Source organism: Alkalihalobacterium sp. TH-98 (genome assembly GCF_057473385.1).
Genome location: NZ_JBYCKM010000045.1, coordinates 539,647 through 554,352, shown reverse-complemented (window position 1 = coordinate 554,352; position 14,706 = coordinate 539,647). Strand labels below are relative to the sequence as shown.

Here is a 14,706-nt window from a genome sequence, read left to right as displayed (position 1 = left end):
CTACTAAACTTCTTTATTTTTTAGTCGATATACATAAGCGAGGACCTCTGCAACAGCTTTAAATAAATCCTCAGGTACTATATCACCAATATTGGCCTGTGCATATAAAGCACGAGCCAAAGGTTTATTTTCAACGATAATAATATCGTGATTTTTCGCAATTGAACGGATCTTGAAAGCAACATAATCGACACCCTTTGCTACTACAACAGGGGCATCCATTTTCTCCCCGTCGTACTTTAATACAACAGCATAGTGAGTGGGGTTCGTTATAACAACATCAGCTTTAGGGATTTCTTGCATCATCCTAGACATCGCCATTTCCATTTGTTTTTGCTTTCGTTTAGACTTAACTTTTGGGTCACCTTCCATGTTTTTATGCTCATCTTTGATGTCTTTTTTAGACATTCTGATTTGCTTTTCATGGTCATATTTTTGGTATAGGTAATCAGGTATCGACAAAATCAATAAAAGAAAGGCTACAACGATTCCCATGATCACCGTTAATTGGGCAATTTGATAAAACCCATCTGCAACAGACTTTTGAGATAAGATCATAACTGAATCAAGAGTGATCCATAAGATTGTAAAAACAACCATTCCTACAAATGAAATTTTCAATAATGACTTTAATAGTTCAACGATCGCTCTTACTGAAAAAATTCTCTTAAACCCTTTTATTGGATCTATTTTAGATAACTTAGGTTTAATCGCTTCAGGAGCAAATAATGGACCCACTTGCAAGTAACTACTAAATACACCTGCTATTAATGCTACAAGCATAATTGGAAATAACACAGTGGCCGACGTAAATGTAACTTCATTTAAAACCATTTGCAGATTTACTTCCGTCAAATCGAGAAGCATGTAACTTTGGAAAGTATGTTTTAGCATGGCTAACAAGTAATCGCCAACCATGTGCCCAATAAACCATAGAAATAAAAATACAAGTAACATAATAATTGCTGTGTTTACATCTGTACTTTTTGCTACTTGACCTTTTTTTCGAGTGTCTTGGCGTTTTTTCGGTGTCGCTTTTTCCGTTTTTTCTTCTGCAAAAAACTGTAGGTTTAATTGGATATAAGGCACCTGCTAGACACCTCCAAGTAATTGCATGAGCGTTCTCATCGTTAAAATAATCGTTTCAAATAACTGTTGAACAATTAAATAAAACACACTAAGAAAAATCATTAATAATGGCAATCCTACTAATATTTTTAGCGGCATCCCCACGACAAACACGTTCATTTGTGGAACTGAACGCGAGATCATTCCTAAGGCAACATCAACTAAGAATAATGAACCTACAATCGGGAACGCCATTTGAAAAGCTATAATAAACATCTTATTGAATGTTACAAAGATAAACTCAATAACATTTTCATTTCCAAGTGGCAAAAACACTTGATCTAATGGGATAAATTGATAACTATAAAAAACTCCATCTATTAACAAGTGATGAGCATCTGTCACTAATAGTAATAGAAGCGCAAATGTATATAAATACCCTCCAATCAAGGGAGATTGTGCTCCTGTTGCAGGGTCTACAACATTTGCAATCATAAAGCCCATTTTAATATCTATAAATGCTCCAGCTACTTGAATCGCATATATTAAAATCATCGCTACTAGTCCAATGAGTAATCCTACTAATACCTCTTTTATAATGAGAAGAAAGTATGTCTCATCGACTGGGATTTCTTGCAAATCGATCGTAAAAAACATAATCCATGCTAAATAAACAGCAAGTCCAACTTTAACTGTATTAGGAATTGTTCGATGAGAAAAGATCGGCAATACTGTAAAAAATGCTAGTACTCTAATAAATACTAATAAGAAAGCTGGTAAAAAGTTCATCCAATCTAACATTACCCAACAACCCGGTGTAAGTTATTAAAAATATGATACGTAAACTCAAGCAATTGAGATAACATCCAAGGGCCAAAAAACACTAATGCGACGAACACTCCTACTATTTTAGGAATGAAGGCTAATGTTTGTTCTTGAATTTGTGTAGTCGCCTGAAAAATACTTACAAGCAACCCTAAAGATAGAGCAATTAAAAGCAACGGACCTGCTACCATTAAAACCGTCCACACTCCATTTTCAGCCAGCGAAATGACCTGTTCAGCATTCAACTAATTCACCTACTTTTTAATTGGGCTAACTAAAGCTTAGTAGTAATGATCTGACAATTAGATGCCAACCATCAACCATAACGAATAATAATATTTTAAACGGTAAGGCAATCATGACTGGAGGTAACATCATCATTCCCATTGCCATCAAGACACTTGCAACAATCATATCTATTACAAGGAACGGTACGAATATAAAGAAACCAATTTGAAAAGCTGTTTTTATCTCACTTATAGCAAAGGCAGGGACTAATGCCGTCAGCGGTATATCATCAAGAGTCTCAGGCTTGTCCATCCCTGCATAGCCCATAAAAAGAGCCAGGTCTTTTTCTCTCGTATGTTTTGCCATAAACTCCTTCATCGGGAGGACAGCTCTATCAAATGCTTCTTCCTGGTCGATCTCTCCTGCTAAAAGCGGTGAAAGTGCTTGGTCGTTCACTTCTGCAAATACAGGTGCCATTATAAAGAATGTCATAAAAAGTGCTAATCCAATGATTACTTGATTTGGAGGCATCTGCTGTGTAGCTAATCCCGTTCTAACAAACGATAAAACTATTACAATTCTAGTAAAACAGGTCATTAATATGAGAATACTAGGTGCAAGCGACAAAACGGTTAATAGTATTAAAATTTGTATAGTAGTTGATAAGTCATCATTAAATGTCGGTAAAAATTCTGTCATTTTTTATGCTCCTTCATCGCCTCGCGGATTTGTTGTTGCGATTTAGAAACATCTTTTAACTGTTTATCTAATAGCTCACTAAAGTCGAGCGCTTTTTTCGTATTTTCTTGATTTTTCTTTATTACTAGTTGGTTGATCCATGTTGAAGCTTTTGTAAGTGGCTCTTCAAGTCGATCAAACTCACTTTGATGTTGCTCCATAATTTTAGCAATCTCAGTCTGGTCATTAATTTCTTTAATAAGTTGTATCGTCTCTCCTACACCAACGACGAGGATACGATCTCCTAATTTAATCATTTGAAGTGAGCGATTAGCTCCCAATGGAACGCCCCCAATACTCTGGAGGGTTTGATGGTCTCTAAAAGAGCGAGTTCGTTTACCAACAAATCGAAGCATAATATATATCAATGCGATAACGACCGCTAATGCTGCGATCATTTGCATGAATAACATAAAAAAGCTTGTTCCACTATCAAACGGAGTTTCTACTGTTTCTAAAACAGAATTCTCTTCAGTTATAACTGGTTCCGGTTCTGTTAATTTAGGTTTTTCCTGTTGCTCATCAATCAGAGAAGGATTATTCGCTGGTAATGAGTCAAATACTGAGCCAGTTCCATTTTCCTCAGCTAGAACTGGCCCGGTAAAACTAATAGTTAAAATGAAAAGGAAACTTATAACAATTGAAAAATAGTTACGGTACAAGGGGCTGTCACCCTTTCTTAACCTAATGTCTTTTTAATTGCCTCTAACACGCGGTCTGCCTGAAACGGTTTTACGATAAAGTCTTTTGCTCCTGCTTGAATGGCGTCAATAACCATCGCTTGTTGTCCCATAGCTGAACACATGATTACTTTTGCGTTAGGATCAATTTGTTTAATTTCTTTTAATGAAGTAATTCCATCCATTTCCGGCATTGTAATGTCCATCGTCACCAAATCAGGCGATAATTCTTTAAACTTTTCTACAGCCTGTGCTCCATCCGCAGCTTCACCGACGACTTCAAAACCGTTCTTCGTTAAAATATCTTTAATCATCATTCTCATAAATGCTGCATCATCTACAATCAATATTCTTCCTGACATTTTCATTCATCCCTTTCTATTCATGTAACTTTGGCTTTTAGTTAACGGAGGTTTTTAATACGTTCTTGTTGGCTTACAATATCTGTCACACGAACGCCAAAGTTCTCGTCGATAACAACGACTTCGCCTTTAGCAATCAGTTTTTGATTAACTAAAATATCAACTGGTTCACCAGCTAACTTATCCAGCTCAATAATGGATCCTTGACTAAATTCTAAGATTTCTTTAATTGAACGCTTCGTTCGTCCGAGCTCTACAGTAACTTGTAAAGGAATGTCTAATAACATATTTAAATTATTTGTTTCGCTCTGCGTAAGATGTGGCGGCTCAAAACTTGAAAAAGCAGCAGGTTGAACATCGACTTGTCTTTGTTGAAACTGCGTTCCTAAATGTTGTTGACCTCTTTGTTCATATTGTGGTTGGTCATATTGAGCAACTGGCTGTTCATACCTTGGTTGTTGCACTTCTTGATGTGGTTGTTGAATGAGTTGTGGTTCAGGTATATGTTGAACAGGTTCTTGAACAACTGTTTCGTGACTATGTGCATTTTGCGGTTGTGAATCTATTACTAGTTCTGGTGATGGATTCATTAGTTCTTCGACTAATTGCTTAGCAAAAGAAACGGTGACAAGTTGCATAATTGAAGAGTCAATTAATTCACCAACTTTCAACCGAAATGATATTTTAGCTAAAATCTCATCACTTGGAATGCTGTCGACTCCTTCTTCCTTAGGAATATCCAATAAATTAATATCTGGAGGAGAAATATCCACTCTTTTATTAAAAATAGTCGACATTGAAGTAGAGGCAGAGCCCATCATCTGGTTCATCGCTTCTTGGACAGCGCTAATTTGCATATCATCTAAGTCACTAGGTGGATTTACACCGTTCCCACCAAGCATTAAATCAGCAATTATAGCAGCATCTGTTGTTTTAATTACTAACAAGTTCATTCCTTCAAAGCCTTCTGTATATTGAACAGATACAGCTACGTGTGGTTGTGGAAAAGCTTCTTCTAACTGATTTCTATTAATTACCGACACTTGTGGTGTTGTAATATCAACTTTTTGATTAAGTAGTGTAGATAGCGCTGTTGCAGCACTTCCAAAAGATATATTTCCAATTTCACCTAATGCATCTTGCTCAACAGGAGATAAAAAATCTTCTACTCTCAGAGTATCAAAGTTATTCACCTCTTCTTCCGAGGTTTGGTCATCGTCGTCGTCGATCCCAACTCCCTTTAGGAGTTCATTTATCTCCTCTTGGGAAAGCATATCGTCATTCATCCTCTAGTGCCTCCTCCATAACCTCTGTTATTTGTATTGCCATTTGATTTTTGGACTTTCCTGGTTGAGCTTTATATTTCTGCTCGCCGCCAACAGTCACTAACAGAGACTCATTAATATTTTGATCTAGTTCAATTACATCGCCTGTATTGAGTTGTAAAAATTCTTCAATGGTAATTTTCGATCGTCCCAGCTCTGCTTGGATAAGTAACGGCGCTTTGCGTACGGTAGCTTCTAACGCTTCTACTTCACCAGTTTCTCGTTGTTTTTTCTTCGTTTGCATCCAATAGTGAACGGATAACTTTGGAAGGATTTCTTCTAAAGTCACATGTGGTAAACATAAGTTAATCATTCCAGAAGTTTCACCAATTGTAGTAGAAAGTGAAATGACTACGACCGTTTCGTTTGGTGAAACCATTTGTAAAAACTGTGGGTTGACCTCTAAGTCTTCCATCACTGGATCTAATTCGACAACCGAAGTCCATGCTTCTGTAAAGCTATCTAACGTCCGTTGAAACAATTGCGACATAATCCTAGTTTCAATCTCAGTTAAATTATCAATTTTATTAACCGCAACCCCTTTACCGCCTAATAACCGGTCTAACATCGTATAAGCAATATTCGGGTTCACCTCCATTAAAAATCGACCATCTAATGGATAAGGTTCAAATACATTTAATATCGTCATTTTTGGTATGGAGCGTATAAATTCCTCATATGGTAATTGGTCTACTGATGCAACTGATATTTGGACAAATGTCCGTAACTGAGCTGAAAAAAAGGTAGTTAATAACCTTGCAAAATTCTCGTGAATTCTCGATAAACTTCTTATTTGATCTTTCGAAAACCGCAGAGCTCTTTTAAAATCATAAACTTTTACCTTTTTTTCTGTTTCCTCTTTCATCAGTTCTTCTGCATCCATTTCCCCAGTGGATAATGCAGATAGTAATGCATCAATCTCACCTTGTGACAAAATGTCAGCCAAGAGCCTCACCTCTCAAACTATTACATACGTTATTGGATTATAAGTCGTCGCGTGTAAATATCGACAACCATTCCTTCTGTCATTAATTCATTAATTTTAAATTTGAGCTGGGTTTCTAAATCTGTAATCCCTTCAGAACCAGAAAGGTCGGTGGATTTCATCCCAGCCAATTCACGGATAATAATGTTTTCAATTTGAAAATCACGCTTCGAAATTTCTGATAATGCCCTTCTATTATCCACATGAATTTTAAATTGTACTTTTGCAAATTCATTACTTAACAGCATTGTTGTTAATTCAGGAGTATCATATGAATGTGCAATGATTTCATCAATCGTTGGTTCTCCAAAGGCCGCTTCATCCTTAGATAAATAGTTGATAAGTACTAATGTGACAACTCCAATTAATGTAAGAGAAACGAGGAGAATAATCATGATATTTACTAATTTATTTTTTAACAATCAAGAGCCCTCCGCATCCTGTTTACTATATATTGAAGCTAGTCCAATCGTTCGATATAGTTCATTTGTCTTAAGCTTAACATCGCTAATCGACTCACGCACTACTATCTTTTTTCCATTGACAAGCGTAATAGTCGTATCTGGAAAAGCCTCAACCTGCTCAATTAAAAACGCATTTAATAAGAATGTACTATTATTCAATCTTGTTAACTCAATCATCGTTACAATTGAAGGCTGGTACTTTAGTAGAACTCATTACTTAGTGTCCATATGACCAGCCTTCCCCCTCCTAATTAGTGATTACTTTATAGTAATGAAGTTAACTATTCCTGTTTAAGTAAAGTTATGATTAACGTTTCAAGTTAACGAGTTCTTGTAATATCTCATCTGAAGTTGTAATAATTCTCGTGTTTGCCTGGAAACCACGTTGAGCAACAATCATCTCCGTGAATTCTTCAGAAATATCAACGTTAGACATCTCTAGTGTACTCCCCATTAGTAACCCTCGCCCTTCACCAGGAATTCCAATGTTAGGTTGCCCTGAGTTATTTGATGCTTGGTACGCATTACTTCCTGATTTCGTTAAGCCGCCAGGGTTATTAAATGTAGCAAGTGCAAGCTGTCCAAGTAGTTGTACACGACCATTAGAATAAACACCAATAATTTCACCAGATTGTCCAATGTTAAAACTGTCTAAAAATCCGTCAATGTTTCCTGTGACTTGATTAACATCAGCTGTATTCGATCCTGAAAACTGAGTAAACTGAGAAAAATCAAAAGTTAACTGTAGATCCTCAGCACCATTATAATCCCCTGCACTAAGCGGTCTAGTATTTAGGTTTAAAGTTAAGTTAACCTCTTTCATCGAGTTGTTGTTAATTGCATTTGGATCGTCTTGAATGACATAACCATTTGCACCGAACTTGATAAAATTATCAGTTTGTCCAGGGAATGGCGTATTAGCACTCGTTAATCTCTCGTATGTGTAGAACAACTGACCAGTCATTGGGTCTTTGTTATGCTCCCTTGTAGCAAGATCAATGGAAGGTCTCACAATTCCTACTGTCCAATTCCCAGTTGAATCCTTTTGATATGCTAACTTCACATTATGAGTAGCACCTAATGAGTCTACTACTTGATGGTTTATCATAAAGCCACTTTTCATCGCAGCATTAATTTGTTGTTGCGTTAATTGGTTAGCTCCATTTACTAATGCTGTTCCCCCATTCGGACTCCCAACCGGAGGTACATCTGCATTAAAATTACCTTTATATGTTATATTCGTTGTCGCTTCTGGAGCCATTTGACTTCCTGCCTGTATCACCAGAGGTTGAACTTGCGTATAGTCAAGTTGATCCGTAGTTCCTGGTTGTAACGCATACCCCATTACTCGAAGACCGTCACCATTTACGAGCGTTCCATTTTGGTCTAAATAGAAATTCCCTGCTCTTGTATAGGAGTTTAGATTGCCGTTATTCACTACGAAGAAACCATCTCCTGAAACTGCAACATCTAGTGAACGTCCAGTTGATTGCATACTACCTTGTGTATGAATCGTATCAATTGTCGCAATTGTTCCCCCAAGTCCTACTTGCATCGGATTTGTTCCACCACGGTTCTCTGTTGGTGTACTAGCGCCACGTATTTGTTGACTCATAATATCTTGAAACGTCGTACGGCCTTTTTTATATCCAAATGTATTTACATTAGCAATATTATTTCCAATTACATCTAGCTTTGTTTGAAAGTTCTTTAAACCACCAATACTGGAATACATTGATCGTAGCATGTATATTTCCCCTTCTTTTTCATAGTTCGTTGGTTGCTTCCGTCATTCCACAACCGAAGGCTTCCATTTCGGTCCAGCCTTTTAATCGATAAGTATCGTTCCATTTATATTTGTAAATATTTGTGCACTCGCTTCGTTTCGGTCAAGTGCGGTAATAACGGTGTTATTTTTGGCGTTCACAACAAGTGCCGCATGATTTAAAACAATTAATGAATCGCTTATGCCTTTAGACTTAGCTTCTCTTAGTTTATTTTCAATAGCCGTCCATTGGTCTTGATTGATGGATATTCCTCGATCTTGCATACGTTTTTCAGCATGTTTACTAAGTTTAATTCCCTTGGTGCTGTTAATCTCAGTTTGTAAAATGTCATGGAAATTTCCTTGCCTCATTGGCATTATCGTCTTTTTATTTGAATATGTTTTTTGAGGCAGTGGCCTTAGTTGTTGTGAATAGATATGAGGGTCCATTACTTCACCTCCTGTTCACTACTCTTTTCCACTTGAACTAATTTGTTTAATTTGGTCTACTAAGATCCAATTTCCATTATCTAATTGAACAGAAACATTTCCATCGCGTAAACGCACTGCTTTGACTATATTCGTGTCTAAATTTCGATCAGAGATTGAGTCTTCACGTTGCCATTGAACCTCTTTTCCAATCAAATGACTATTTTGAACAAGCTTGTTATCTGTTTGTGTAGCGATAAATCTTTCGAGCGTTCTATTCATATTTGTCATCTGCTCTAACGATGAAAATTGTGCCATCTGTGAAATAAATTCACGGTCATCCATTGGATTTGTCGGATCTTGGTTTTGTAACTGAGTAATTAATATTTTTAGAAAATCATCTTTCCCTAATGTTCCTTCACCCGTTTTTTTTACATCACGGGAACGGTTATCAAAAAAAAGACTTGGGTCTACTGTATTATTCATACTCAACACCTAAACTTTCTCATTTATCGTTATTTCTTCTAGTAACTGAGAGAACGATTCTTTTTCGCTTTCATTATCTTCTGACTGTTTTTCATCCTGGTCTCGCTCAGCTTGTCTTCCTTGTCCATCTTTGTTTAAGTTACCCGCTGACTGTTGTTGCTGCTGAGTGACTTCAATGCGTTCAACATTTAGTTGCTGTTGTGAAAAGGCTTGCCTTAACTGCTGAATTTGAGATTCTATCAGTTCTCTTGCCGTACTTGAACTTGCTAGAATTCGTGCAGTAATCACACCATTAATTTGAGATAAACGAATATCAAGTCGTCCTAAATGTTCTGGAAATAGTTTAATAGATATTTGTGATCCGTTATTTAAATTCTTTAATACTCCACGGCCAAGAATTTCATGGAATTGACGGACAAACTGGCGCTGTTCAGCTTCCTTTGTCGGTTGTTCTCCAATATGTACCACTAATTGTTGTACACGTGACATATTTTGTGCATCAGTATTTATATTAATGCCTTGCTGACCTTCAGTAGAACGCTCGCCAACTCCCATTCTTTGCATTAGTGAATGAAGAATTTGATTTTGATTCATTCGTTGGTCTTCTTTTTGAAGAGCTTGAATTAATTGGTGCAGCACATCTTTTGGATTTTTCACATCAAGTGCATTTGCACTGTCTCCTACATTAAACAACTGCTCTAGGTGTTTCATAAATTGATTTATATCCCTTACTTGAGCTGGTGACCTTTTTAGGGCCACTAGTAAAGCTAACATTGCAGCTGGATTATTTAAAGTATTTGCAGACTGTAATAGAGCTTCAATCGGTAGTTTACTTTGAAAGATTTTCTCGATTTCTAATTGAAGTTCCTCTGGTAACAAGGCTAATAATTGTTGGACATCCGAGTCGTTAAGCTTTTCTTCTGCTAGGAAACCATCTTCAAACGGCAGTGCTTCTACTAACTCTTTTATTAACGATAATAGTTGCTTATCGTTTACACTTTCTTTATCAGTTACGCTTTCACTTGTGCGTAAACTAGTTCCAGTTGGTGTTTCACCAGAAAAACTATTGCTAAGCAGCTTAGAAAACGAAGAGGTACTTCTGGATAAGCTTTGAGATTTAATTTGGCCATTACCTGTATTAAATTGATTTGAACCAATAGCTCCTGCGATATTCATTATTTCACCTCCTTTCAAGTCATATATCATCATTAATCTATTGGTTAGCTAGACGCGACATTATTTCTGCAGCTTTCTCTGGTTCCATTTTCGCTAATATTCCTGCTCTAGATTGTGTAGAGATTTGTGAGATATGAAGGAGAGCTTCTGATGTAGGAAGTTCAGACAAAATATTCGCTGCATTCTTCGTAGACATCGCTTCATATGTCTTAGCAATCTCCTTTAAATCATGCCTAACTTCTGCAACTGCTTCTTCTTGTGACACAAATTGTTCCTCTAAAGACGTTGCTTCGCTTTGGAGTTGAAGTATTTCTTCATCTTTTTGTGTAAGTTGCCGTTCTAATTGTTCGATTTGATTTTGTTGAGAAACAATCGTTTCCTGTAATTCATTGATGTTAATCAGGCTCTCTTCATCTTCTTCAACCTCATCAATGATATATTCACCTATAAAAGGTAGATTTCCACCGATTTCTTTCGCCTTATCCTTTAAGTCAACTCCAAGAAAGATAAGAATGACTGCAAACAAAATAATGGCAAACAGGGTTGGGATAAAAATAACAAAGAAGAACCATTGGACTTTACTGTACTCTTTCTCATTACTCATAATCTTCACCTTATTTTTAGCGGTTTACATATAACTGTAAAGAGATTTCATCCATCCGCATATTATCAAGCCTCTTTTGTTCTTCGATATATTCTCCATGCTTTATTTCTTTCATCTTTTCATATTTTTTTAACTCAATAGAGGCGTCTACAAGCTCTTCCTGTTTTTGATACATTTGGTTTCGAGCTAAATTGGTTGACTGTTGTTGCCTTTCAATATCAATATTTAGCCGCATTAAAATTGTTTGATGTTGTTGCAGTTGGTGAATAGGAATTCCTTCATTCATTTGTTGTTCGCATCTAGCTTCTAAGTCTTCTTTTTTCTTCAAGAGATCATATAATCTAGTTGCCGTCTCCTCAAATTGCTTTGTCGCCTTGCTATATTCGTTCTCAACATTTTGTTTTTCTCGTTCTTTAATCTCAAGAACTTTCTGAAGAGTATAACGGAATGACATACCCTATTCACCTCCCCCGAATTGTTGTTGTAACATCATTACAGCTTCATCTAAATGACTTGGTTCGTTAATTCCTTGTTTCAAAAAAGAAATAATATTCGGAAATGCTTGAATAGCTAAATCAATTTCTCTTGATGAGCCTCGCTTATAAGCGCCGATATTAATTAAATCTTCTGATTCGTAGTACGTTGACAGCATTGCTCTTAACCTTTCAGCAGCAATATGATGCTGTTGTGGTACGATATCATGCATGACACGACTAACACTTTTTAAGACGTTTATCGCTGGAAATTGGCCTTTGTTTGCCAGCTTTCGATCTAACACGAAATGCCCATCTAAAATACCCCGCACTGCATCCGATATCGGTTCATTTAAATCATCACCGTCCACTAGTACGGTATAAAATGCAGTAATTGATCCATTTCGACTTGTACCCGAACGCTCTAAGAGACGAGGAAGCATTGCAAAAACGGATGGTGTGTAACCTTTAGTCGTTGGCGGTTCCCCAACCGCTAAACCGATTTCCCGCTGTGCCATTGCAAAACGAGTAACCGAATCCATCATTAAGTTTACATTCATCCCTTGGTTACGGAAATATTCGGCTATTGCAGTGGCTGTCATTGCTCCTTTCACTCTCATTAAAGCTGGTTGATCAGAGGTAGCAACAACTAGTATGCTTTTTTTAAGTCCGTCTTCACCTAAGTCACGCTCAATAAAATCCTTTACTTCTCGTCCACGTTCCCCGATTAAAGCAATGACATTTAAATCTGCATCAGAGTTTTTAATAATCATGGATAACAAGGTACTTTTACCAACCCCGCTACCTGCAAAAATTCCAATTCTTTGACCTTTTCCAACCGTTAATAAACTGTCTATCGAGCGTATACCGATACTCATTGGTTCGGTTATCCTTGGTCTCTCTAATGGATTTGGAGGCGCATTGTCTGTTGGAAAACTTGATAAGCCATCGGGTAATTTTGAACGATCGAGTGGTTGTCCGCATCCGTCAATCACTTTACCGATTAACCCTAAACCCGCCTTGATTTCTAAAGGGTGTCGAGTTGCTTCAACAAGACTGCCTGGTGAAATTTCTCCCGTACCAGTAATCGGCATTAGTAGAATATTCTCATCACGAAAACCTACTACTTCAGCCATGACCTTTGATGTTTTACCTTTGCCAATATGGATATAACATAAGTCTCCAATAGATGCTTGAGGGCCTTTAGACTCAATCATTAATCCTACAACCCTTGTTACTTTCCCGTACCATTTATACGGATTAAGGTGGGGAACAACATTAATCAGATCATGAGCTTCCATCCTTACCCTCCTTCAATTTTTCAAGAAGTACATGTTTTAGTTCAGTTAGTTGACTATCTACACTAGCATCGATTCGTCCAAACGTGGTTTCGATAATGCAACCATGTTCTCTCAATTGAGGGTCAGGGTAAATATAAAGTTGTTCAGAATGACTCAGTAAAGTAATTAATTCATTTTTATGTTGAAGTGTTCGTTCATACCAGTCAGGATGTACGTACACTTTTACTTCATCCTGTTCTCTAACTTCAAGGATTGCTTTTTGAACAAGGTGGCTCCACGCTTCGTTATGTTGATTAAAAGTAGTCCCAATTAACTTTTCTGAGATAGCAAACGCTAGTTCAATAATTGTTGGTTGAGCTTGTTCTATAACTTCAGCGTAATCATTTTTAGAAGCTTGAATAATATTCGCAGCTTGAACCAGCGCTTCCTCGTATTGCAGCCTTCCAGTCTCAAGACCTTGCTGATAACCTTCTTCATAACCTTGCTGCCTAGCTTCTTGCTTCAACTGTTCAAGCTCGTTATATGCATTTTGTTGTTCTTGTTCCAGTTGTTCACGAATCGCTTTTGCATTATTTTCAGCATCTTGAAGCCTCTGTTGGGCCTGATACTCACTTTGTTCTAGTATCAATCTTGCTTGTTCTTCAACTCGCGTGTACATATCTTCCTTTACTTCGGTTGTCGTATTTTCCTCATTTAGATCTTGAAGCTTTATTCTTTTTACAGAGATTGTTTTGGCCCCGGTGGGTTCCGGTCTTGCATAGGAAGACTTAATAATTTTAGACAATAATATCATCTCCTCCGCCACGTGCAATAACGATCTCTCCAGCTTCTTCTAGTCGACGAATGACTGCGACAATACGAGACTGAGCTTCTTCGACATCACGTAAACGAACAGGACCCATAAACTCCATTTCTTCTTTAAATGTATCAGCCATACGCTGTGACATATTAGTAAAGACGATTTCTTTCACTTCATCACTTGCCACCTTAAGTGACAGCTGTAAATCTTCATTCTCAACGTCTCGTATTACTCTTTGAATAGAACGGTTATCCAGAGTAACGATATCTTCAAAGACGAACATTCTCTTTTTAATTTCCTCGGCCAATTCTGGATCTTGGATTTCAAGAGCATCAAGAATTGTTCGTTCAGTACTTCGATCTACACTATTTAGTACTTCAACAACTGCCTCAATACCACCAGCCGCTGTATAATCTTGAGTAACGGTAGCTGATAGTTTTTGTTCTAAAATACTTTCTACTTCATTTACTATTTCCGGTGATGTGCTATCCATAAGAGCGATACGCTTAGCTACATCGGCTTGAACTTCCTGTGGCAGTTCAGATAAGATTTGTGCAGCCTGAACAGAATCTAAATAAGAGAGGATAAGTGCAATCGTTTGCGGGTGCTCATTTTGTATAAAATTCAAGATTTGCGAAGGATCTGCTTTTCTAGCAAAATCAAATGGTCTCACTTGCAAGGTGGAAGTCAAGCGATTAATAATTTCCATCGCTTCAGCTTCTCCTAACGCTTTCTCAAGTACACTCTTTGCGTACCCAATACCACCTTGAGAGATATAATCTTGTGCCATAGCTAGTTGATGAAACTGCTCAAGGATTTCTTCTTTTAGTGAACTATCTACTTTTCGAACATTTGCAATTTCTAACGTTAATTTCTCTATTTCCTCTTCCGTTAAATGTTTATATACCTGTGCTGACACATCGGGTCCAAGAGATATGAGGAGGGTAGCTGCTTTTTGACGACCTGTTAAGCTTCCTTTTTTAGTATTCATTCAATCA

At 37.2% G+C, this 14,706-nt stretch carries 19 protein-coding genes; all 19 read right to left on the bottom strand.

The window, feature by feature from the left end:
• Nucleotides 1-3 precede the first annotated feature (3 nt).
• Entirely contained in the window at nt 4-1,089 is a 1,086-nt protein-coding gene (gene flhB, locus AC2VNP_RS18385) for a flagellar biosynthesis protein FlhB (protein ID WP_486918717.1), read from the bottom strand.
• 3 nt (nt 1,090-1,092) lie between these two features.
• On the bottom strand, nt 1,093-1,869 hold the full coding sequence (fliR, locus tag AC2VNP_RS18380) for a flagellar biosynthetic protein FliR (protein ID WP_486918716.1): 777 nt from the start codon (nt 1,867-1,869) through the stop codon (nt 1,093-1,095).
• A complete protein-coding gene (fliQ, locus tag AC2VNP_RS18375; RefSeq protein ID WP_486918715.1) occupies nt 1,869-2,138 on the bottom strand; it encodes a flagellar biosynthesis protein FliQ in 270 nt (89 codons plus the stop codon). Before fliQ ends, fliR begins: the two co-directional genes overlap by 1 nt.
• Before the next feature lie 25 nt (nt 2,139-2,163).
• Nucleotides 2,164-2,820, bottom strand: coding sequence for a flagellar type III secretion system pore protein FliP (gene fliP, locus AC2VNP_RS18370; protein ID WP_486918714.1), 657 nt, complete (start codon nt 2,818-2,820; stop codon nt 2,164-2,166).
• Nucleotides 2,817-3,521: a flagellar biosynthetic protein FliO gene (locus tag AC2VNP_RS18365; protein ID WP_486918713.1), complete on the bottom strand. Its 705-nt coding sequence runs from the start codon at nt 3,519-3,521 to the stop codon at nt 2,817-2,819. The genes fliP and AC2VNP_RS18365 overlap by 4 nt, the downstream gene beginning before the upstream one ends.
• 17 nt (nt 3,522-3,538) lie before the next feature.
• A complete protein-coding gene (cheY, locus tag AC2VNP_RS18360; RefSeq protein WP_275117584.1) occupies nt 3,539-3,901 on the bottom strand; it encodes a chemotaxis protein CheY in 363 nt (120 codons plus the stop codon).
• 41 nt (nt 3,902-3,942) lie between these two features.
• Nucleotides 3,943-5,187: a flagellar motor switch phosphatase FliY gene (gene fliY / locus AC2VNP_RS18355; protein ID WP_486918712.1), complete on the bottom strand. Its 1,245-nt coding sequence runs from the start codon at nt 5,185-5,187 to the stop codon at nt 3,943-3,945.
• Complete coding sequence (gene fliM / locus AC2VNP_RS18350; RefSeq protein ID WP_486918711.1) at nt 5,180-6,172, bottom strand: flagellar motor switch protein FliM; 993 nt, start codon at nt 6,170-6,172, stop codon at nt 5,180-5,182. Before fliM ends, fliY begins: the two co-directional genes overlap by 8 nt.
• 29 nt (nt 6,173-6,201) lie before the next feature.
• On the bottom strand, nt 6,202-6,633 hold the full coding sequence (fliL, locus tag AC2VNP_RS18345; protein ID WP_486918710.1) for a flagellar basal body-associated protein FliL: 432 nt from the start codon (nt 6,631-6,633) through the stop codon (nt 6,202-6,204).
• Nucleotides 6,634-6,852 (bottom strand): flagellar FlbD family protein, encoded by a 219-nt coding sequence (locus AC2VNP_RS18340; RefSeq protein ID WP_486918709.1) that lies wholly within the window; start codon nt 6,850-6,852, stop codon nt 6,634-6,636. It lies immediately after the preceding gene.
• Nucleotides 6,853-6,982: 130 nt separating this feature from the next.
• Complete coding sequence (locus AC2VNP_RS18335) at nt 6,983-8,422, bottom strand: flagellar hook protein FlgE (RefSeq protein ID WP_486918708.1); 1,440 nt, start codon at nt 8,420-8,422, stop codon at nt 6,983-6,985.
• An 81-nt stretch (nt 8,423-8,503) separates the two neighbouring features.
• Nucleotides 8,504-8,890: a TIGR02530 family flagellar biosynthesis protein gene (locus tag AC2VNP_RS18330; RefSeq protein ID WP_486918707.1), complete on the bottom strand. Its 387-nt coding sequence runs from the start codon at nt 8,888-8,890 to the stop codon at nt 8,504-8,506.
• 18 nt (nt 8,891-8,908) lie between these two features.
• On the bottom strand, nt 8,909-9,355 hold the full coding sequence (gene flgD, locus AC2VNP_RS18325; RefSeq protein ID WP_486918706.1) for a flagellar hook assembly protein FlgD: 447 nt from the start codon (nt 9,353-9,355) through the stop codon (nt 8,909-8,911).
• Between the two features lie 9 nt (nt 9,356-9,364).
• Nucleotides 9,365-10,531: a flagellar hook-length control protein FliK gene (locus tag AC2VNP_RS18320; RefSeq protein WP_486918705.1), complete on the bottom strand. Its 1,167-nt coding sequence runs from the start codon at nt 10,529-10,531 to the stop codon at nt 9,365-9,367.
• Nucleotides 10,532-10,568: 37 nt separating this feature from the next.
• Nucleotides 10,569-11,135, bottom strand: coding sequence for a MotE family protein (locus tag AC2VNP_RS18315; RefSeq protein WP_486918704.1), 567 nt, complete (start codon nt 11,133-11,135; stop codon nt 10,569-10,571).
• Between the two features lie 16 nt (nt 11,136-11,151).
• Nucleotides 11,152-11,589, bottom strand: a complete 438-nt coding sequence (gene fliJ, locus AC2VNP_RS18310) for a flagellar export protein FliJ (protein WP_486918703.1) — start codon at nt 11,587-11,589, stop codon at nt 11,152-11,154.
• 3 nt (nt 11,590-11,592) lie between these two features.
• A complete protein-coding gene (gene fliI / locus AC2VNP_RS18305) occupies nt 11,593-12,909 on the bottom strand; it encodes a flagellar protein export ATPase FliI (protein WP_486918702.1) in 1,317 nt (438 codons plus the stop codon).
• Nucleotides 12,896-13,693: a flagellar assembly protein FliH gene (gene fliH / locus AC2VNP_RS18300; protein ID WP_486918701.1), complete on the bottom strand. Its 798-nt coding sequence runs from the start codon at nt 13,691-13,693 to the stop codon at nt 12,896-12,898. Before fliH ends, fliI begins: the two co-directional genes overlap by 14 nt.
• A complete protein-coding gene (gene fliG / locus AC2VNP_RS18295) occupies nt 13,686-14,699 on the bottom strand; it encodes a flagellar motor switch protein FliG (RefSeq protein WP_486918700.1) in 1,014 nt (337 codons plus the stop codon). The genes fliH and fliG overlap by 8 nt, the downstream gene beginning before the upstream one ends.
• Nucleotides 14,700-14,706: the final 7 nt, after the last annotated feature.

What these genes read in the sequence shown, in the direction of transcription:
- fliR (WP_486918716.1), bottom strand. Translation starts at nt 1,869, where the DNA reads ATGTTAGATTGGATGAACTTTTTACCAGCTTTCTTATTAGTATTTATT.
- fliP (WP_486918714.1), bottom strand. Translation starts at nt 2,820, where the DNA reads ATGACAGAATTTTTACCGACATTTAATGATGACTTATCAACTACTATA.
- cheY (WP_275117584.1), bottom strand. Translation starts at nt 3,901, where the DNA reads ATGTCAGGAAGAATATTGATTGTAGATGATGCAGCATTTATGAGAATG.
- fliY (WP_486918712.1), bottom strand. Translation starts at nt 5,187, where the DNA reads ATGAATGACGATATGCTTTCCCAAGAGGAGATAAATGAACTCCTAAAG.
- AC2VNP_RS18340 (WP_486918709.1), bottom strand. Translation starts at nt 6,852, where the DNA reads ATGATTGAGTTAACAAGATTGAATAATAGTACATTCTTATTAAATGCG.
- AC2VNP_RS18335 (WP_486918708.1), bottom strand. Translation starts at nt 8,422, where the DNA reads ATGCTACGATCAATGTATTCCAGTATTGGTGGTTTAAAGAACTTTCAA.
- AC2VNP_RS18330 (WP_486918707.1), bottom strand. Translation starts at nt 8,890, where the DNA reads ATGGACCCTCATATCTATTCACAACAACTAAGGCCACTGCCTCAAAAA.
- flgD (WP_486918706.1), bottom strand. Translation starts at nt 9,355, where the DNA reads ATGAATAATACAGTAGACCCAAGTCTTTTTTTTGATAACCGTTCCCGT.
- AC2VNP_RS18320 (WP_486918705.1), bottom strand. Translation starts at nt 10,531, where the DNA reads ATGAATATCGCAGGAGCTATTGGTTCAAATCAATTTAATACAGGTAAT.
- AC2VNP_RS18315 (WP_486918704.1), bottom strand. Translation starts at nt 11,135, where the DNA reads ATGAGTAATGAGAAAGAGTACAGTAAAGTCCAATGGTTCTTCTTTGTT.
- fliJ (WP_486918703.1), bottom strand. Translation starts at nt 11,589, where the DNA reads ATGTCATTCCGTTATACTCTTCAGAAAGTTCTTGAGATTAAAGAACGA.
- fliI (WP_486918702.1), bottom strand. Translation starts at nt 12,909, where the DNA reads ATGGAAGCTCATGATCTGATTAATGTTGTTCCCCACCTTAATCCGTAT.
- fliG (WP_486918700.1), bottom strand. Translation starts at nt 14,699, where the DNA reads ATGAATACTAAAAAAGGAAGCTTAACAGGTCGTCAAAAAGCAGCTACC.